At 33.4% G+C, this 19,073-nt stretch carries 21 protein-coding genes and 1 tRNA gene; all 22 read left to right on the top strand.

The window, feature by feature from the left end:
- The coding region (locus WBY99_RS00445; RefSeq protein WP_423974381.1) for a hypothetical protein at positions 1–447 on the top strand (447 nt) is incomplete at its 5' end.
- A gap of 173 nt (positions 448–620) precedes the next feature.
- Entirely contained in the window at positions 621–1,577 is a 957-nt protein-coding gene (locus WBY99_RS00450) for an ATP-grasp fold amidoligase family protein (protein WP_423974382.1), read from the top strand.
- On the top strand, positions 1,570–2,238 hold the full coding sequence (locus tag WBY99_RS00455) for an acyltransferase (RefSeq protein WP_423974383.1): 669 nt from the start codon (positions 1,570–1,572) through the stop codon (positions 2,236–2,238). The genes WBY99_RS00450 and WBY99_RS00455 overlap by 8 nt, the downstream gene beginning before the upstream one ends.
- Positions 2,239–2,247: 9 nt before the next feature.
- On the top strand, positions 2,248–3,372 hold the full coding sequence (locus tag WBY99_RS00460) for a hypothetical protein (RefSeq protein ID WP_423974384.1): 1,125 nt from the start codon (positions 2,248–2,250) through the stop codon (positions 3,370–3,372).
- A gap of 6 nt (positions 3,373–3,378) precedes the next feature.
- Complete coding sequence (locus WBY99_RS00465; RefSeq protein WP_423974385.1) at positions 3,379–4,491, top strand: hypothetical protein; 1,113 nt, start codon at positions 3,379–3,381, stop codon at positions 4,489–4,491.
- 41 nt (positions 4,492–4,532) lie between these two features.
- Positions 4,533–5,612, top strand: a complete 1,080-nt coding sequence (locus tag WBY99_RS00470) for a glycosyltransferase (RefSeq protein ID WP_423974414.1) — start codon at positions 4,533–4,535, stop codon at positions 5,610–5,612.
- A gap of 1 nt (position 5,613) precedes the next feature.
- On the top strand, positions 5,614–6,549 hold the full coding sequence (locus WBY99_RS00475) for a hypothetical protein (RefSeq protein WP_423974386.1): 936 nt from the start codon (positions 5,614–5,616) through the stop codon (positions 6,547–6,549).
- A 1-nt stretch (position 6,550) separates the two neighbouring features.
- Positions 6,551–7,690 carry a glycosyltransferase family 4 protein gene (locus WBY99_RS00480; protein WP_423974387.1) on the top strand — a complete coding sequence of 380 codons (1,140 nt, stop codon included), beginning with the start codon at positions 6,551–6,553 and terminating at the stop codon, positions 7,688–7,690.
- Complete coding sequence (locus WBY99_RS00485; protein WP_423974388.1) at positions 7,691–8,296, top strand: sugar transferase; 606 nt, start codon at positions 7,691–7,693, stop codon at positions 8,294–8,296.
- Between the two features lie 7 nt (positions 8,297–8,303).
- Positions 8,304–8,528 (top strand): acyl carrier protein, encoded by a 225-nt coding sequence (locus WBY99_RS00490; protein ID WP_423974389.1) that lies wholly within the window; start codon positions 8,304–8,306, stop codon positions 8,526–8,528.
- Positions 8,529–8,532: 4 nt separating this feature from the next.
- On the top strand, positions 8,533–9,276 hold the full coding sequence (locus WBY99_RS00495) for an SDR family NAD(P)-dependent oxidoreductase (RefSeq protein WP_423974390.1): 744 nt from the start codon (positions 8,533–8,535) through the stop codon (positions 9,274–9,276).
- An 11-nt stretch (positions 9,277–9,287) separates the two neighbouring features.
- Positions 9,288–9,914, top strand: coding sequence for a NeuD/PglB/VioB family sugar acetyltransferase (locus WBY99_RS00500; protein WP_423974391.1), 627 nt, complete (start codon positions 9,288–9,290; stop codon positions 9,912–9,914).
- Positions 9,914–10,879 carry a hypothetical protein gene (locus tag WBY99_RS00505; protein WP_423974392.1) on the top strand — a complete coding sequence of 322 codons (966 nt, stop codon included), beginning with the start codon at positions 9,914–9,916 and terminating at the stop codon, positions 10,877–10,879. Before WBY99_RS00500 ends, WBY99_RS00505 begins: the two co-directional genes overlap by 1 nt.
- Positions 10,880–10,884: 5 nt before the next feature.
- Entirely contained in the window at positions 10,885–11,967 is a 1,083-nt protein-coding gene (locus WBY99_RS00510) for a ketoacyl-ACP synthase III (protein ID WP_423974393.1), read from the top strand.
- 18 nt (positions 11,968–11,985) lie between these two features.
- The gene (locus WBY99_RS00515; protein WP_423974394.1) at positions 11,986–12,225 is read left to right on the top strand and encodes a hypothetical protein; all 240 of its coding nucleotides are present in this window, start codon (positions 11,986–11,988) and stop codon (positions 12,223–12,225) included.
- A gap of 4 nt (positions 12,226–12,229) precedes the next feature.
- On the top strand, positions 12,230–12,976 hold the full coding sequence (locus WBY99_RS00520) for an SDR family NAD(P)-dependent oxidoreductase (RefSeq protein WP_423974395.1): 747 nt from the start codon (positions 12,230–12,232) through the stop codon (positions 12,974–12,976).
- A 5-nt stretch (positions 12,977–12,981) separates the two neighbouring features.
- Entirely contained in the window at positions 12,982–14,364 is a 1,383-nt protein-coding gene (locus tag WBY99_RS00525) for an AMP-binding protein (RefSeq protein ID WP_423974396.1), read from the top strand.
- A gap of 44 nt (positions 14,365–14,408) precedes the next feature.
- Positions 14,409–14,972 carry an MBL fold metallo-hydrolase gene (locus WBY99_RS00530; protein ID WP_423974397.1) on the top strand — a complete coding sequence of 188 codons (564 nt, stop codon included), beginning with the start codon at positions 14,409–14,411 and terminating at the stop codon, positions 14,970–14,972.
- 346 nt (positions 14,973–15,318) lie between these two features.
- The gene (locus WBY99_RS00535) at positions 15,319–15,474 is read left to right on the top strand and encodes a hypothetical protein (RefSeq protein ID WP_423974415.1); all 156 of its coding nucleotides are present in this window, start codon (positions 15,319–15,321) and stop codon (positions 15,472–15,474) included.
- 522 nt (positions 15,475–15,996) lie between these two features.
- Complete coding sequence (locus WBY99_RS00540) at positions 15,997–17,133, top strand: aminotransferase class I/II-fold pyridoxal phosphate-dependent enzyme (protein WP_423974398.1); 1,137 nt, start codon at positions 15,997–15,999, stop codon at positions 17,131–17,133.
- A 457-nt stretch (positions 17,134–17,590) separates the two neighbouring features.
- Entirely contained in the window at positions 17,591–18,874 is a 1,284-nt protein-coding gene (locus tag WBY99_RS00545) for a TlpA family protein disulfide reductase (protein WP_423974399.1), read from the top strand.
- Between the two features lie 48 nt (positions 18,875–18,922).
- Positions 18,923–18,996: transfer RNA gene (locus WBY99_RS00550), tRNA-Met, on the top strand.
- Positions 18,997–19,073: the final 77 nt, after the last annotated feature.

The following is a 19,073-nucleotide window of genomic DNA, read 5'->3' on the forward strand; positions in this document are numbered from 1 at the left end:
GTTAAAGAGTCTGCTCAAAATCATTCTTTTCATGTAATTTTGGCTGGAAATTTAATGAAATACAGTGTTTTTGGGATGACTATTTTACTTTATTATTATACAGTTTATAAAAAAAATAGGACGGAAAAACATTTGGATGCTTTTTTTTCAATGGCTTTGTTTTTTTTGACATTCAGTAATTTAGCCTCATCGGTGCCTTCTGGTGGTCGATTTGTGATATTATCAAATTTAATGGTAGTAACTGCTTTTGTGCTATTTCTAAATCAGAGAATAAAATTAAATGTTATTTTGCAAACGATTTTAGGTGGGTCTTTACTATTTATTATTATATTTAAGGTTCGTACAGGCTTAGATTTTGTAGGCTTGTTTTTATTTATCGGAAATCCAATAGTTAATTGGTTTGTCGAAGACAGCCCAATCATTGATTTTGTAAAATCTATTTTTTAACAACATTATTCCTGCAAGATAATGGGAAAATCGAATTTAATTTCAACGATTTAGCAGGTGAAAATGATGCGAAATCAAAAAACAATTTAATATATGGCTTTTTAAGCAAGCAAGACAGCGGTAAAACAAAGTCAATTTGTAAGTTTTTTCTCACTATAATTTAACATTTTCTTATGAGTATAAATAAAATCATTAAAAAAATCCGGCACTCTTCTTCAATCGGTTTTTTTGCTGCTTTAATAATGCATCGTCTTTACATTTTCACTAAATATCGCCTTAGATCTGATCGCTATTATATTAAAAAAAACTTCAAGAATATCGTTGGACGTGATTTAAATTTAAGAGTACCTAAGACGATGACAGAAAAAATTCAATGGTATAAAATCAATTATAAAAATCCATTGATTATACAATGTGCAGATAAATATGCTGTACGTGAATATGTTGCGAATACTATTGGGGAACAATATTTAGTACCTCTCGTATTTCATACGCAAGATTACAGAGAGGTGAAATCAGAAAATTTGCCGGATTACCCTATAGTTATTAAAGCAAATCATACTTCTGGTACTACTCATTTTGTAAAAGATAAATCTACAGTAAATTGGAAGTCAGTTCAAAATGACTGTAGATGGTGGTTGCATCTTAATTATTACCATTTAGATAAAGAATGGCAATATGAGAATATTAAACCAAGGATCGTAGTAGAGAAAATGTTAACTGACGCAGATGGAAGTATTCCTTCAGATTATAAACTACACTGTTTTAATGGAAAATTTGAATTTTTACAGGTAGACCTTGGTCGTTTTGGTACCCATAGACGTAACCTATATGATAACGATTGGAATTTATTACCTTTCACTTTTAGTATGTTGGATAGGGACAAACGTCCTAAAACTCCTAATGGGAAAATTGTGGAGCGACCTAAAAATCTCGCATTGTTAATCGATTTAGCAGAGAAATTAGCGAAACCATTTCCTTACGTCAGGGTGGATTTTTATGTTATTAACGAAGAAATATTTTTTGGGGAACTTACTTTTCATCATGGTGGTGGCTACGAGCAGTTTACGCCCAGTGAATTAGATTTACATTTTGGAGAAAAAATACCTTTAATTAATTATTATGTTTAAGATATTATTTAAAAAATATTTTTCATTTCTAAGTATTATTTATCATTATTTATTTTGTAAGATTCAGATTTACGGAACCAATAAGTTAAAAATATCTAAGGATATTTTGCTGTGGAAATCCAAATTTAAATGTAAAGGCATTAACAATGTTATAGTATTGGGAAAGAATGTTAAACTTGAGAAGACTAGAATAAAAATCAATGGAAACAATAACAAGATAGATATTTGTGAAAATGTAAAGATTTATGAATCTTGCGAAATACTAGTGGAAGGGGACAATTGTGAAATTACGATTGGTAGAAGAACGACTATAGGGAGCGCTCATATTTTTTGTGGAGAAAGTAATACTTCGATAAAAATAGGGAAAGATTGTATGTTAAGTAGGGGTATTTATATGAATACTAGTGATTTTCATTCCATTATAGATGCGGAATCCAATCTAAGAATTAATATTCCTGCAAATATACTTATTGACGATAATGTTTGGATAGGTTTTAATGCGAGAATCAATAAAGGAGCAATAGTTGGTAAAAATTCAATTATTGCTACCTCTTCAGTAGTCTCAGGCAAAACATATCCGTCAAATGTAATATTAGCAGGAATTCCAGCTAAAATTGTTAAAGAAAAAGTTATTTGGAAAAGAGAAAAGCTACCTTATTAAAAAACTAATATGTTAACATTAAAAGAAAAAATAGCCAAAAATTATATCAATGCTGTAGGATGGCACGATAAACAAAAGTATGTATTAATAGAAAGTGATGATTGGGGTGCTATAAGAATGCCTTCAAAAGAAGTATTAAATACCTTAATGGATAATCACATACCTGTTGATCAATTGCATATTGACAAATACGATTCGGTAGAATCCGAGGAAGATTTAATTGCTTTATTCAACACGTTACAGAAATTTAAAGATATAAAAGGCAATCATCCGGTCGTAACTGCTTATTATGTAGTTGCCAATCCAAACTTCGAAAAAATAGAAGCAGCTCAGCGCAAGGAATATCATTTCGAAACGATTTTAGATACCTATAATCGATCAGAACACACTAAAAAAGTTCCCGAATTAATTAAAATAGGAATGGATAAAAAATTATTTATTCCGCAATACCATGGTAGGGAACATATTCATGTAAAGCGCTGGATGGAAGCAATTAATTCTAAATCCCAAAAAGAGCAAATCGCATTTGAAAATAGAGCAATTATTTCTACAAATTCTACAACTGATGCAAACCCGTTTACTAAAAATTATTTTGCAGGCCACGATTACTCAAGCGAAGATGAGTTTAAAGATTTGGAGGGAATTAATAAAGATGGCTTAGATTTATTTGAGCAAATTTTTGGTTTCAAATCAATTTCATTTACTGCACAGGGTGGCTTCTGGGGAGATTATATATTAAAAACCCTCTCCGAAAATGGCGTTCAGTTAGTTGGTGGCCAACAACAATTTCCAAATTTAAAAGGAGGTCATAAAATAATAAATAAATACTGGGGTCATAAAAATAAATTTAACCAGGTTTATTGGCGTCGTAATTGTAGGTTTGAACCAGCAAGAAATCAGGAGGTAGACTGGGTGGCTAGCTGCCTTGAAGAAATGAAAGTTGCATTTCGATGGGGGAAGCCTGCAGTAATAAGTTCTCATAGAGAAAATTTCACAGGTAGCATTTTTGAGGAGAATAGAGGTGAATCTTTAAAAAAGCTAGAAACCCTTTTAGCTGAAACATTGAGACGGTGGCCAGATATTCAATTTATAAGCACCCCACAATTAGCGGAACTTATGCTTGCAGAAAAGTAATATGTTATGCTAAAGCAAACTCTAAAAAAACACCTCATCAATAGCAGAGGTTCCCGCATTGATTCAAAAATAGTGGTTTTTGAATCGGACGATTGGGGCTCTATCAGGATTCCATCTAAAGATGTTCGGAAACAACTTTTAGAAAGAGGTTTGATTAAAGATACAGATGCTTTTTCCAAATATGATGCCTTAGAAACTTCTGAGGATTATTTTGCATTATATGAGGTATTCAGAAAATTCAAAGATAAAAACGGAAATCACCCAGTTCTGACTGCAAATATGATTTTAAATAATCCAGATTTTAAAAAGATTGCAGAAGGGAAATTCGAAACCTATTATAATGAACCTTTCCCTAGCACGTATCAAAAATATAAAGAAAGTGAAAATGCATTTGCTGCATTAAAAGAAGGAATTGAACAGAAACTGATTGTAACTCAATTTCATGGTAACGAGCATTTGAACGTTTCAAGGTGGATGACGTTTTTGAAAGAAGGAAACGAGCGGTATCATTTTGCTTTTGAACGAAATTGTTTTTCAATAGATGAAATTAGTTCTGAGAACAGAAGAGGTAATTTGATGGCTGCTTATGATTACAATAACCTCACAACAGAACTCAATTATGTAAGGAGAAGTATAGCAGATGGTCTAAAACAGTTTGAAGATTTGTTTGGATTTAAGTCGCAAACAACAGTTGCACCTTGTTATGTTTGGGATTCTGAAATAGAGAAAGTTTTTTACGACCATGAAGTGGATACTTTTCAAGGATCTTATGTACAGAATTGTCCGGTGCAGGGAAAAAATTTTAAAAAGAAGTACCGGTATTCGGGACAGGTAAATACTTCAGGACAGCGTTATTTTGTTCGCAATGGACTTTTTGAACCTAGTACTTCACCAAATGTGAATTGGGTTGAAAAATGTATGGAAAGTATCGCTATCGCTTTTAAGTGGGGAAAACCCGCTATCATAGGGACGCACAGAATTAATTTTGCAAGTCGACTCGATGAAAAGCAAAGAGAACAGAATTTAATGGATTTAGAATCTCTTTTGTCACAAATGCTTCAGTGTTGGCCTGAAATAGAATTTATGGATAGTGCCAGTTTAGTTAGTATTTACAAATAATTTATTATTCAATATTTAAAAATAAAGTCATCGTGCCGGAAATGAGTATAAAAAAGAAAATTGCAATTATTTCACCCTCCTTAAAAATGGGAGGTATTGAAAGGGCATTAACTGTATTAGCCAACTATTTTGCGAGTTTAGGACATCATGTGATTTTTATATCTTGTCAGGCGAGCAATTCTTTCTATCAATTGGAACAGGAAGTTCAGCTTTATGAATTTACTTATGAGCGAAAATCAGGCCTTATAAATAAAGTTAAGTTTTATTACAATCTTATCACTTATCTACGAAAAAAAGTTGCCGAAGTAAATCCGGACTGTGTCTTGTCATTCGGAGATGTTTTTAATCCATTGGTATTGCTTGCTCTTTATCAAAAAAAGGTTCCTGTTTTTATATCGGACAGAACAAGCCCAGACTTCCCTTTTAATCCTGTGGTAAAGTTTGGTAAAAAATGGTTGTATCCCAATTCAACCGGCTTTATAGCGCAAACAGAACGCGCTGCAAAATATAAAAAAACTCAGTTTAATAATCGTTTGAATATTAAAATTATTCCGAATGCGATTAAACCAGTCGCTATTCATCCTACAATATCACGTGAACAGCAGATCATTTATGTAGGCAGATTGTCAAAAGAAAAAGGGGTCGCTAGATTAGTACAGGCTTTCAGTAAAATAAAAAATAAGAACTGGAAACTTGTTTTAGCGGGTGACGGACCTGAAACCGGTAGATTACATCAGTTGGTAGAAGAATTACAACTGCAAAACCGAGTTGTATTTTTAGGTAAGGTGAATGAAGTAGATGTTTTACTGGCGCAATCCTCTATTTTTGTACTGCCATCCTTTTTAGAAGGTTTCCCGAATGCTTTGTGCGAAGCAATGTCGGCAGGTCTGCCCTCCATTTGTTTTGATTGCATTCCGCATGAGGAGTTAATTGTAGATGGTGATAATGGATTTGTTGTAAAAGACGGTGATCTTTCAGCCTTAGCACTTGTGATTGATCGACTGGCTGAAGATGAAAATTATCGAATAGAAATTGGGCAGAATGCCGCGAAAATCAGTGACAAATTAAGTCTTGATTTCATTGGAAAGGACTATTTAAAATTTATTTGTAATACGAAATAATATGAACTGGATTTATACTATTTACTTTTTTCTGCCCAACTTCAAAAGATTTGGCTTTCCTGGAAAAGTAGTTAACAAAGCGCTTGAAATGATAACGAAGCGCATTCTGGATTTAGTAGTACCCTCATCTCTAAAAAGAACACAGAAAGAACAATTATCAGGCATCAATACAGAAGAAAGAGAGATTGAATATATTGTATCCTTAACTTCTTTTCCAGGTAGAATTAATGAAGTATGGACCACTGTTGAAACATTATTACGGCAATCATTTAAACCGGATCAAATTATACTTTGGCTTTCTGAAGTGCAGTTTCCTGATAAATCAATACCTAATTCGTTATTAGATTTAAAAAAGCGTGGACTACAAATAGAATTTGTAAAAGATGACATAAGATCTCACAAAAAGTATTTTTATGCATTTGAAAGATTTCCTAATAGTGCTGTTATTACAGTTGATGATGATGTATATTATCCTGCAGATACTTTAAAATATTTGATAGAAGCAAACAATAGAAACAAAGAATCTGTCGTTGCAAATAGGGCACATCAAATAACATTTGAAGGTGAAAAAATGCAAACTTACAGACAATGGCGACATAATGTAAAAAGCAAGAGAAAATCTTCACACTTGTATGTCCCTACGGGAGTTGGTGGAGTTCTTTATCCGCCGTATTCATACCACGATGATATTTTCGATGATGAAGTTTTTAAACGAATTTGCTTTATGGCAGATGATTTATGGTTGAAAGTAGCTACTTTACGAAACAATACAACAGTAACAATTACTCCTTATTTTAATAAAGATTTATTAACTGTAGGCAGATCACAAAATATAAAATTAGTTTCATCTAATTCTATGGGAGGAGGTAATGACATACAGTTTAGAGATGTACTGGAGCATTTTAAAATAGATATTTACAGTTATAAAGACAAATAGCATGAAGAAATTAATAGTCGGCATCACTGCTGAAGGATCAGTCAATTTATTATTAGGACAGATGAATTATTTTCATACCGCAGGATATGAAACCTTTCTTATGAGTCCGCTGAGCGACCGATCTGCGGCATTTTGTAAAAATGAACATTGCGGACATTTGATCATCAATATTGATCGTGAAATTGCACCTGTAAATGATTTAAAAACATTAGTTCAAATTATCAAAATCTTTAAGAAAGTAAAACCTGATATTGTCAACTTAGGTACTCCTAAAGTATCTCTATTAGGATTATTGGCTGCAAAAATATTAGGAGTGAAGAAACGTATATATACTTGTCGTGGCTTTCGTTTTGAACATGAAAAAGGATTCAAAAGACAGATTTTAGTTGCCATGGAAAAGATTACTTCCAGTTGCGCGCATGAAGTAATCTGTATTAGTCCTTCGGTAAAAGCACTTGGTCTCCAACACGGTATTTTTTCTGATAAGAAAGCGATCGTCATTAACAAAGGAAGTAGCAACGGCGTTAATCTCGCCTTATTTGATCCAAACGACCAAAAACTTTTGGTAGAAAAAAACCAAATTATAGAAACGTACAATTTAAAGAATAAGTTTGTTTTCGGTTTTGTGGGAAGAATTGTGGACAGAAAAGGAATCAACGAATTAATTTCAGTATTTACAAAGTTTCATAAAAAATATAATGACAGTGTATTGATGCTTGTAGGACCTTTTGAAATGGATCAAATTGCCGATAAAGATTTGGTGAAAAAAATTGCTTTAAACGACCATATTATTAATATTGGTAGAGTTACCCAACAAGAAGTTCCTTTATATTTAAGCTTGTCAAACGTTTTTGTTCTTCCGGCTTGGTGGGAAGGTTTTGGAAATGTGTTGGTTCAGGCAGCAGCGATGGGAATACCAACTATCAGTACGACAGGAACTGGTACTTGCGACGCAGTATCAGATGGTTTTAATGGTTTTCTCGTAGAGCCAAAATCTGAAAGTCAATTGTATGATGCCATGGAAAAACTATATTTAGATAAAAATTTAGCTACTCAATTCGGAAAAAACGGCTTGATTTGGGCTCAAAATTTTGACAGAGAAATTATATGGAATAATTTAGAAAAAATATATACTTCGTAAATGTATCAACTCTATTTCAAGTCAATCATCGACAAAACAATTGCTTTTATAGCTTTAATTATTTCTTCTCCCGTATTTATTTGTTTGGTGGTGATTTTATATATTACCCATAATGGAAAGCCATTTTTCACCCAGAAAAGACCAGGAAAAGATGGTAAAACCATCAAACTGATCAAATTCTGTTCTATGAGAGAGCTGTTCGACGAGAATGGAAATCCACTGCCGGATCGGGACCGAGTGACTAAAGTAGGTCAATTTATTCGATCTGCATCTTTGGATGAATTGCCGCAGTTGATTAATGTACTGATAGGTGATATGAGTTTGGTAGGTCCGCGCCCTTTATTAATGAAGTATTTACCACTATATAGTACAGAGCAAAACCGCAGACATGAAGTAAAACCAGGAATTACAGGCTGGGCACAGGTTAATGGAAGAAATGCATTGAGCTGGGATGACAAATTCGCTCTTGATGTGTATTATGTGAATAAAATTTCATTTTTATTGGACTTAAAAATTATTATGCTTACTTTTGTGAAAATCATCAAAAAAGATGGCGTAAATGCCTCAATACAAACGACTATGACTCCTTTTAAAGGAAATAAATAAATTAAAAATGGAAGCGAAATTTTTAGAATTAGTTAAAGAAACTTTGGAAATCGAAGATAGAGACATTCAACTTAGCGATCAATTTAAAGGTTATCCGGAGTGGGATTCTTTAGCAAATTTAACGATGGTTGCAATGTTAGATGACGAATTTAATGTTGTGATCGACAATCAAAAATTTAAAAACATGAACACTTTGCAAGAGCTTTTAGATGAAGTTAAAAGTTTAAGTTAATAATATGTTTGATACCGATTTTCGCAATAAGACGATTTTAATAACAGGTGCATCGTCTGGGATAGGCAGGCAGACTGCTATTGATTTGTCTATTTTAGGGGCGAAACTTATTTTAGTTGGTAGAGATCTGTTAAAACTAAAAGAGACGCAAAACCTTTGTAGTTTACAGTCTCCAATTATTATAATGGGTCGTGATGTTACTGATGAATCCTTTCCCGAAGAGATTGTAAATATTTTAACAAGCCCTTTAAACGGAATCGTTTTAAATGCTGGCGCTGTGAAAGTAGCGCCAGTTGCATTTTTAAAAAGACAAGATGTCGATTCATTATTTGAAGTAAATGTAAAGAGCAATATTTTGTTGATGCAAAGTTTATTGAGGAAAAAAAAGATACAAAAAGAGGCATCGGTCGTTTTTATTTCTTCAATCTCAACGGTAAAAGCTACGGTAGGAAATGCGCTGTATAATGCTACAAAAGGAGCATTATCTAGTTTTGCACAATCATTAGCTTTAGAGTTAGCACCAAAAGGGATAAGGGTAAATACCTTATTACCTGGATATATAGATACCAATATTTTGGGAAGGGTTAGAAGTGAAGAGGAAGTAGAAAAGCATTTGTCCAATTATCCTTTAGGCAGATTTGGGCAGCCCAAAGATGTTTCGAATCTTATTTGTTTCCTGCTTTCCGATGGGAGTAAATGGATTACGGGTAGTCAAATAAAAATAGATGGTGGTTTTTCTATTCATTAATAAAAATTAGTATGAATTTAGTAATTATAGGAGCAAGCGGTTTTGCCCGTGAAGTATATGATCTGGCACTTATTTGTTATGGTCAAAATCCAAATTTTAAAGTAAAAGGATTTTTAAGCGACGGACCTTCAAATATTGAAGAAATGGGATACCCTAAAGTACTAAATACTGTAGATGGCTATACAATTGAAGAAGAAGATGTATTTTTCTGCGCTATTGGTAAAGTAAAAGACCGTAAAAAAACTTCAGAGATCATCTTAAAGAAGGGAGGAACTTTTATTAATCTAATTCACCCAACAGCAATTATATCACCCAGTGTAAAAATGGGCGCTGGTGTAGCAATCAAAGCTTTCAGCTCCGTCGCCAGTGATGTATCAATAGGAAGTTTCGTGTATTTACAAAGTTCGGTAATTATAGGTCACGATGTCATCATTGGAAACTACTGTCATATCAACTCATTTTCTTTTTTTGCAGGATATGTTAACGTGGAAGATCTGTGTGTGATCAATGCGGGAGCCAAACTAATTCAAAATATTAAAGTTGGAACTGGAGCAACGGTAGGAATAGGTAGTGTTGTACTTAGCAATGTAAAAGCTGAAACAACTGTTTTTGGAGTTCCTGCAAGAAAAATTATATAATGTTAGAATCAAAAATATCTGGCGTAAAAATCAATATGATTTCCACCAGTTTGCCTACAGAGAAAATACTGGTCAATAATAATACCTCTCATTATATTGCCGGAGAATTACAAACTTCTGCAGACTTAGGATATGATGCTGCAGAGCGCATCATTTCAAATCAATCTATTGGCAAAGAAGATATTGGTATATTGCTTTTTGGGTCTAAAACTCCGGATTATAGAAGTCCAAATACAGCGGCTATTTTACAGGGACGACTTGGACTTTCTGTCGATTGTATTTGCTTTGACACCAATGTTGGTGCAAATGGTTTTATTCAGATGACACAGGTGGCTGCAGCAATATTGGCCAAATCTACAAGTAAATATGCACTTGTAGTTATTGGAGATACGCCTTCTAAATTACAGGATCGTGCTGCTGGAATAAATTTCGAATTATCAGATGCTGCAACTGCGATACTTCTAGAGAAATCTTCCGATCATGATGTCCTGGAATTCTTCACCTACTCTAGTGGGGATCATTATAAAGGATCATCTTTAAAAAAAGGAGGATTTAGAAATTTTAATGAGAATACACCTTATGACGGTTCGAAATCTGAAAATTATATTGTAAATTCTGAATCACGAGATTTACAAGACTTTTTTGAAGATGTTCGTCCCTTAATAGATGATTTTTTAAAGGATAAAGAAACAGCACACTTCCTCAATTCCTTCGCGTTGGATCATCTTCATTTAAATGATCACTGGAAAAACGAGCGCAGTATTAAAGCTGACGCTTCTGAGTTACCTTTATTGTTGGAAAACGCAATTAAACAAGAATTGCTTCAATCAAATAATCTTCACCTTATATCTGCAGGAGAAGGAATGGCATTAATGGGTATGAAAATAACTTATGTACCTGAAATATTGCCCGTAAATTATACTTTAGATTATTTTAAAGATTATAAAATTTCACACGAAATGTAATTCAAATGATACAGACTACAATAAAAGGATCGAAGATTTCAGCTGTTTCAGTATGTACTCCATCTAATAAAATTCCGGTTACGGATTTCTATAAAGATTTTGGTGAAGAATTAGTTGACAAATTTTCAGGCATGGCAGGAGTTAAAGAAATATACCGCTCAAAGCCTGAACAAACGGCTTCGGATTTGGGATATCTTGCGGCACAAGAAATTTTTGAAGCTGGAAAAGCATCTGCAGATGAGATAGGAGTATTGGTTTTTGTGAGTCAAAAACCAGACTATCGTTCACCTGCAACTTCATACGTTTTGCAAAAACGACTTGGACTTAATCATGATGTTTTATGTTTAGATATTAATCTTGCATGTTCCGGTTTTGTATATGGGTTACAAACGGCGCTAGCTCTATTAGATAGTGTAATAGGGAATAAAAAAGCTTTACTTATTACGGCAGATACTTCCTATAAAACAATGTCTCCTCAAGACCGAACAATGATTATGCTTTTTGGAGATAGCGGTTCAGCCGTTTTACTGGAAAAAGATAATAGTGAAAATACGGAAGATTTTTCTTTCGCCTGCCGAACAGATGGTTCTAAATTTAAAAGTATTATTACTCCGGCCGGTGCATTTAGAAACAGAGATTTAAAGCCTATAGATGAAGCGTGGTCTGATGACATCGTTAGAAATGATTACAATACCCACATGAAAGGAATGGCAGTATTTGAGTTTTCTATTACTTCTGTACCTAAACTTATTAATGATTATTTTTATACAACAGGAACGACCTCAGAAAATTATGATTTTTTTATTCTGCATCAGGCTAATCTTTATATCCTAAAGCAACTGTCCAGAAAAAATAAAATTCCATTTGAAAAAATCCCGGTGTCGATTGATAGATTTGGAAATAACAGTAGCAATTCAATTCCTTTAGTACTTTCTGATCATTATTCAAACAACGGTCAAGAAAAGCTTAAAATGTTTGTTTCAGGATTCGGAGCAGGTTTATCATGGGCTTGTGGAAGCTTTTCAATTGACACATCGGTTATTTTACCCATAAAAGTGTCCGACGAATTCTTCGTAGATGAATTATAAAAAATAAAAATATAAAAAATGAGTAATTTAGAAAAATATAACGGCGTTTTTACAGAAACTTTTGCTGTAACTGTAGAGAAATTAAGTAACGATTTTTCATCAGATACTGTAGCTAATTGGGATTCTGTCTTGCAACTAAGTTTAGTTACTTCCATAGAGGATGCTTTCGACGTGATGTTTGAGCCGGAAGATATTATGGATTTCAAATCGTATGTAATTGGTAAAGAAATCTTGTTAAAATACGGCATAGAAATTTAACAAAATGAAAAGATTACTCAATAAAATAGTTCTCGTTACCGGCGCAAATAAAGGGATTGGCTTAAGTATCACAAAGAAATTCTTAGGCGAAGGTGCTATCGTGTATGCCGGAATTAGAGAGATAGAAAGTACTTCAACTGAACTTTATGATCTGAAATCACAGTTTTTAGATCATCTTCATATTGTTACGCTCGATGTTACTGATGCTGCTTTATGTAAGGGTATTATTCTTAAAATTAAAAAAGAACAAGGTCGATTAGATATTCTCGTGAACAACGCAGGCAAAATTTCTTATGAATTGGTGCCTTTCATCAACTTCGATATTTTTGAAGAGATGTTGCAAACCAATGTGATCGGCTTAATTCGTCTTAGTTCTTTAGCATCTCGATTAATGGGTAGGCAAAAGAGTGGCTCTATTATTAATATGTCTTCTATTGTATCTGTAAAAGGAGCAAAAGGACAAGCTTCTTATGCTGCCACAAAGGGGGCAGTAAATTCATTTACTCTTTCTTTAGCTAAAGAATTGGCGCCAGATCACATAAGAGTTAATGCCATCGCACCTGGCATGGTGGCAACAGAACGTTTATCGAAAGTAATGAGTGATAAATTTGAACATGTGAAAAATGATATTGGATTTGGGGATTTAGCACAGCCAGAAGACATTGCTAACATGTGTCTGTTTTTAGCCTCAGATGAATCTTCCTATGTTACAGGACAAATTATCGCAGTAGATGGTAGCTTAAAAATATAAGACTTATGATATTTAATTTAGATACGACTGATCCGTCAGGTATTGCTTTTGTGGATGATCAAAGCAATATCCTTACTTATGGTGAATTAGTTCTTTTTATCAAAAAAAATAGTGACTTATTACCTAAAAGAAGTCTTGTATTTATATTAGGAGATAATACCACGCCGGTTGCTTCATTTTTTTGTGCTTGTATTGAAAATAGATGGGTTCCGTTACTATTGAATAAGGATATTGACAATTCTTTACTGCAAGTTTATTTAGAAAAGTATAAACCACAAGCAGTTTTCACCTCGAACAAACACCATTTTGAAAAAGAGGTGCTGTTAGAATGGGATGATTATAAACTTTATGATAATCAGGAGGACCCAATAGCTTTATATGATGAATTAAGTTTACTTTTGCCTACCTCTGGAAGTACTGGAAGTCCAAAATTAGTAAGACATTCTTATCATAATCTTAGTTTTAGCGCAAAAAGTGTTTCTCAGTTTTATAACTTGTTACCTACTGATGTTGGATTGGCTTTATTACCTCTCTACTATACCATGGGCTTGTCTATCATCATGAGCCATTTACAAGTTGGAGCCAAAGTTGTTCTCACAAATTATGCATTAACCGACCGGAATTTTTGGAATTTGCTAAAAGAGGAAAAAATTACTGTATTGACAGGCGTACCGTACACCTTTGAAGTTTTATTCAAAATGCGTTTTGAAAGAGTTTCTCTCCCAAGTCTCCGGATCATTACACAGGGTGGAGGTAAATTATCCGAGAATTTATGGAATGCTTTGATAGCTTTCTCTGAATCTAAAAATGTTGAATTTGTAGCAACTTACGGACAAACCGAAGGCACGGCAAGAATGGCTTTTTTAGATTCAGCTCTAGCAAAATCGAAACAAGGTAGTATTGGAAAATCAATACCTGGAGGATCATTTGAAGTTTGGGATGAAAACGATTTACCCCTTACAAACATGGAAGTAATGGGTCAATTAGTTTATAAAGGAGGAAACGTTACACTAGGATATGCTGAAAATAACGACGATTTACTTTTGGGAGACGTGCGTCATGGTATTCTTAAAACCGGTGATGTTGTAAAAAGAGATGATGAAGGATATCTTTTTATCGTGGGAAGAATGAAAAGATTTTTAAAAATTTATGGTTTAAGAATTTCTTTGGATGAAACTGAACTTTTAATTAAAAATAAATTCAACATAGAATGTTATGCTGCAGGTGATGATGATTTACTTAAAATTTATGTAACTGATTCTACTATACTTAGTGAAATTAAACCATGGCTATCAAATACCATCAATTTATTTCATCAGGCAATTGAGGTCATCTGTATTGAAGAAATCAAAAGAAATTCGTCAGGGAAAATTATATTTAATCAGTGATTATTCATACTTTAATTTCTCCATATCGTCTCGCAAATAATTATTTGATTGAAATAGAAGCAGGCTGTTTTATAGGAGTAGATATCGGTTCAATTAATATCACTGAAATTACTTCCATAATTGATGTTAACAAAGGTAAATTATTAGGATACTTTTTAACTCATTCGCATGGCGATCATACCGTTGGAATTAAAAAAATTTGGGAGCTATATAAAATGCCTATCTACTGTTCATCTAATACATCATCAGAAATAAACAATCCAAGAAAAAATTTCTCAATATACTCTGAAGAAATAGAAACCTTTAGTTATGACCTTCCATGCAAAACCGTTGAAGACCACGAGATAATCAATTTTGGAAAAAGCTCATTTGAAATAATGCATGCTCCAGGACATAGCCCTGGTTGTATAGTAATTTTTCACAATAAATCAGTTTTTACCGGAGACTTTTTAATGAAGGATTTTAAAACACCACTAAATCTTCCAAATAGTTCAAGAAAGGATTATAATAAATCTAGAGAAAATTTTAAAACAAAATGCAGCAATAACAAGCTTACATTTTATCCTGGCCATGGAAAAAACTTTACAGAATTTGACGGAATGATTTGAGGTTTGTAATTTTTCAGCAACTACTCTAGATTATCTTCATTCTTTAAAGTCAAATATAATTTTCCAAAACGAATCTTTCTAATTGCTTACTTTTACTTTACAGAACATAAAATGCCCAAACAAATCTGTGATTTAACTTTTTCAATACTAAGTTTGGCAATTTTATGCGTAATTATTTTAATTATTTCATCGGCTAATACTAAATCTTTTGGATTGTTTTTGCAGTATCGAGTAGGAAAACATGATCACAAATTAAAAAACTAAAGACTCTTGATGAAATTACCCAAAAAATTAATTATACGGTCGATTACTATGTCAAACAAAAATTGATTAGTTACCACAGTTAATTAATATTCTCCTAGATCAAATGAGTTTCGTCGGTCCACGTCCCGATATTCCAGGATATGCAGATCTTCTAACTGGAGAAGACCGTCAACTTCTCAACAGATCAATCCTGCAGCACATAATGACACCGTCATTTGGTCGGATAAAGTCCGATTAAACAATTGGTATGCTCAAAACCAATCCTTTTCAATAGACTTCTCCCTCTTCTTCTACACTTTGACTCTGTTTGTACCATTTGACACTGAAAAATTCATTAAACGAAACAGTTAATAATAATAATAGTTTTTTTCAATTAGATAAAAAGCATTACTTTAGTAAATTTTTTTATACCTTTTGCGTTTGGTATTAGCTTATTTCTTTTTAATATTAATCCTTTTTAATCATTACATGAAAAGATGAGCAAAAACCCACAACTGGAATGAACTCAGGAATATTTTGAACGCTAAATTGGAGTGGTTTTCATGACCGAATTCAACTCATATTCAGTCTAAATTATATATCTTTGCAAATTAACATTTTTAAAGTTATCGCTTTGAATTAATTGAATTGTAACTACAATTATTATCAAATTCTACACTTGTTTCGACAAATTAGAAAGTATCTTGCAATTAATATAAAAGAAGGGTGATCTTACAAAAAACTCCAATCAATACAACTGGTCAACCATTAAAAAAAGTATATGAATTCTAAAATTTGGCTCTCTTCACCACACATGGGTGGTACTGAATTAAAATATATTAACGACGCTTTTGAACAGAATTGGATCGCCCCATTAGGACCGAACGTTAATGGTTTTGAGCACGACTTAGAAAATTATCTTGGAAACGATAGCATCGTAGCAGCTTTAATTTCTGGTACTGCAGCGCTGCATTTAGCACTAATCATTTTAAAAGTGAAACGCGGTGACGAGGTTTTTTGTCAAACGATGACTTTTGCAGCTTCGGCAAATCCAATCGCCTATGTTGGAGCAAAACCCGTCTTTATCGACAGTGAAACCGACACCTGGAATATGTGTCCCGATGCATTGAGGGAAGCTTTACAAAATAGAGCAATTGAAGGCAGATTACCAAAAGCAGTAATTGTTGTTCATTTGTATGGAATGCCTGCAAAAATGAAGGAGCTCACCGAAATCTGTGCTGAATTTAACATACCCTTATTAGAAGATGCTGCAGAGGCCTTAGGAAGTTCCTACAAAGGGCAAAACTGCGGAACTTTTGGTCAAATGGCTATTTTGAGTTTTAACGGGAATAAAATCATTACCACCTCAGGTGGGGGTGCTTTAGTTACAAAATCCAACCATGACAAGCAGCGCGCAATTTTCCTTTCAACCCAAGCCAGAGATCAGGCACCACACTACCAACATTCAGAAATTGGCTACAATTACCGCTTGAGCAATATAGCTGCAGGGATAGGACGTGGACAAATGGAAGTTTTGACGAACAGAGTAAATGCCCGAAGAAAGAACCATCAATTTTACCTTGAACTGTTCAAGGATATCAAAGGAATAGACGTCTTAACAGAGCCTTCCGCAGATTTCTTCTCCAACTATTGGCTGAGTGCTATTACGGTAAATTCTCAAATCACTGGTTTTGACATAGAAGATTTAAGAAAAAGTTTTACGCTCGACAATATCGAGTGCAGACCCTTGTGGAAACCCATGCATATGCAACCAGTTTTTGAAAACTGTGCTTATTTTGGTGATGATAATGTTGCAGAAAAGTTATTTAAAACAGGCCTATGTCTTCCATCTGGTTCCAACTTAACAGATCAAGACCGAGAACGAATTGTCACCATTTTTAATAAGGTACTGGTATAATCATCCGTTTTCTACTCAGGAATTATAATTGATTTAAATTCTTATTTCAAATTAACTGTAATACCTGAGAAACAAATAACTCTTGTCTATTTAACAAATACTCCTCTGCTGCCGCATTCTATGAAAAAAGAAACAAGTAAAAACTGTTAAAATTTTGATGTAAATTTCTGCCAATTACAGCAAAAGTGCGGCTTACAATTTCACATTTTATGTTATTAAAAATTTAGGACATTGGTTATTTCCAATCATAGGCTTGCCCTTGTGCCTTTTATATGTGATCCTGAAGTATCGGTTAAAAAATATCAGCACGATGTAATAAAAAAAAAAAACGATCTTAATTCTTTAAGAAAAGTTGTTGAAGATTGGTCGCAGCATCGTCATTCTCTTATTTTATTTTTTCTGCAAAGACTTTTCGAGACTTCGAAGTTTGCAATGAGTTTTTTTTTATATTTACAATATGAAAAAAATAATATTTATTTTGAGTTTGTTGACGGTCAACTCTTATGAAGCACAGTTTAAAATCAATGTAGAAGCACCCTCTTCATTTACACCGAAAGAAGTTTATCTCTATACGCTAAATGGCTCCAAAGATGTCCTAAATAGCAAAGAAATAAAAAAAGGCAATTCATGGCAAATTAATGTCGACAAACCTTATACAGGGATGATGAAATTGTATTTTCCGGAGAACAATGCATCTATTAATTTTATCTCAGAAAATAAAGACGTCAAAATGAAATTTGAAACGGAGAAAGATAAAATTGTAAAGATTGATTATATTGATGAAGCAAATTATATAATGAATCAAATGCAGGATATTCAGCAAAAAAAAGAATACATCTTACCAGCGTTATACCAAATTAAAGAATACTATAAGACTAAAAGTGATTTTGGTACGGCGCTAAACAATGAAGTTCTTCGGCTCTCAAATGCTACCCCCAACCTTACTAAGTTCCCATTTGTTACTTATTACAATACCAACTACAATAGATTTTTGGAAAAGAGTGCAACCAAGAGTCCTATTACTCATGAGCAAATTATCGATTTTTTGACAAAGTCAAACGAGATGCTTGAGAGTTCATCGCTCTTGAGACCAGTTCTTGTTGCTTATTTAAATGCTGGTTCTAGTGCCAATGTTTCTGCAGATGTAGATAAAATGCTTAAAACTGTAAATGTAGAAACCCCTCGTGGACAAACAATCCTTTCTGAGCTTATTGAGATTTTTGATACTTATGGTATGCAGGATTTAAAAGACAAATATCTTACCGAAGCGAAGAATTTGAAATGTACAATTAATGAAAGATTAACAAAGACGATTGCAACAAACGTTAATACTGAGATTGGAGCAACATTTCCAAATTATGTTTTCCAAAGAGTTTCGAATACTAAAGCCAAATCTATTTATGATGTAAAAGCAGATAAAAAAGTTATTATTTTCTGGGCTTCTACCTGTTCGCATTGTGAGAAAGACTTACCGAAGATTATTGAGAAGTATAATGCAATTAAAGGATTGAAAGGAGAAGTTATTGCTTTTTCTTTAGACAATGATGCTGAGGCCTATGAAAACAAAGTTAAAATGCTACCTTGGATTAATGACTCAGAACTCAAAGGCTGGAACAGCTCAGTGTCAGAAACTTACAACATTCGTGCAACTCCGAGCTATTTTATTTTGGACAGTAATAATAAAATCATTGCCAAGCCTGATCATGCAGCAGATGTAATTTCTTATTTAAAGTTAAATTAATTTTTGTTACCTCGTAAAATATTTTTATATTTGCACCACCTTAAAAAAGGCGAGGTAGCTCAGTTGGTTAGAGCGCAGGATTCATAACCCTGAGGTCACGGGTTCAATTCCCGTCTTCGCTACTAAAAAAGTCCAGTATTTTGCTGGACTTTTTATTTTCTATGAAATTTGATTTAGCCTAGTTTAGGATTCACCCCAT

It is taken from the genome of Kaistella sp. (assembly GCF_049588135.1).
In the GTDB taxonomy this organism is placed as follows: Bacteria; Bacteroidota; Bacteroidia; order Flavobacteriales; family Weeksellaceae; genus Kaistella.

Excerpts from the sequence above, each read along its gene's own strand:
- WBY99_RS00495 (WP_423974390.1), top strand. The coding sequence starts at position 8,533 with ATGTTTGATACCGATTTTCGCAATAAGACGATTTTAATAACAGGTGCA.
- WBY99_RS00485 (WP_423974388.1), top strand. The coding sequence starts at position 7,691 with ATGTATCAACTCTATTTCAAGTCAATCATCGACAAAACAATTGCTTTT.
- WBY99_RS00470 (WP_423974414.1), top strand. The coding sequence starts at position 4,533 with ATGAGTATAAAAAAGAAAATTGCAATTATTTCACCCTCCTTAAAAATG.
- WBY99_RS00465 (WP_423974385.1), top strand. The coding sequence starts at position 3,379 with ATGCTAAAGCAAACTCTAAAAAAACACCTCATCAATAGCAGAGGTTCC.
- WBY99_RS00455 (WP_423974383.1), top strand. The coding sequence starts at position 1,570 with ATGTTTAAGATATTATTTAAAAAATATTTTTCATTTCTAAGTATTATT.
- WBY99_RS00500 (WP_423974391.1), top strand. The coding sequence starts at position 9,288 with ATGAATTTAGTAATTATAGGAGCAAGCGGTTTTGCCCGTGAAGTATAT.
- WBY99_RS00505 (WP_423974392.1), top strand. The coding sequence starts at position 9,914 with ATGTTAGAATCAAAAATATCTGGCGTAAAAATCAATATGATTTCCACC.
- WBY99_RS00525 (WP_423974396.1), top strand. The coding sequence starts at position 12,982 with ATGATATTTAATTTAGATACGACTGATCCGTCAGGTATTGCTTTTGTG.
- WBY99_RS00480 (WP_423974387.1), top strand. The coding sequence starts at position 6,551 with ATGAAGAAATTAATAGTCGGCATCACTGCTGAAGGATCAGTCAATTTA.
- WBY99_RS00490 (WP_423974389.1), top strand. The coding sequence starts at position 8,304 with ATGGAAGCGAAATTTTTAGAATTAGTTAAAGAAACTTTGGAAATCGAA.
- WBY99_RS00475 (WP_423974386.1), top strand. The coding sequence starts at position 5,614 with ATGAACTGGATTTATACTATTTACTTTTTTCTGCCCAACTTCAAAAGA.
- WBY99_RS00510 (WP_423974393.1), top strand. The coding sequence starts at position 10,885 with ATGATACAGACTACAATAAAAGGATCGAAGATTTCAGCTGTTTCAGTA.
- WBY99_RS00545 (WP_423974399.1), top strand. The coding sequence starts at position 17,591 with ATGAAAAAAATAATATTTATTTTGAGTTTGTTGACGGTCAACTCTTAT.
- WBY99_RS00540 (WP_423974398.1), top strand. The coding sequence starts at position 15,997 with ATGAATTCTAAAATTTGGCTCTCTTCACCACACATGGGTGGTACTGAA.
- WBY99_RS00520 (WP_423974395.1), top strand. The coding sequence starts at position 12,230 with ATGAAAAGATTACTCAATAAAATAGTTCTCGTTACCGGCGCAAATAAA.
- WBY99_RS00450 (WP_423974382.1), top strand. The coding sequence starts at position 621 with ATGAGTATAAATAAAATCATTAAAAAAATCCGGCACTCTTCTTCAATC.
- WBY99_RS00515 (WP_423974394.1), top strand. The coding sequence starts at position 11,986 with ATGAGTAATTTAGAAAAATATAACGGCGTTTTTACAGAAACTTTTGCT.
- WBY99_RS00460 (WP_423974384.1), top strand. The coding sequence starts at position 2,248 with ATGTTAACATTAAAAGAAAAAATAGCCAAAAATTATATCAATGCTGTA.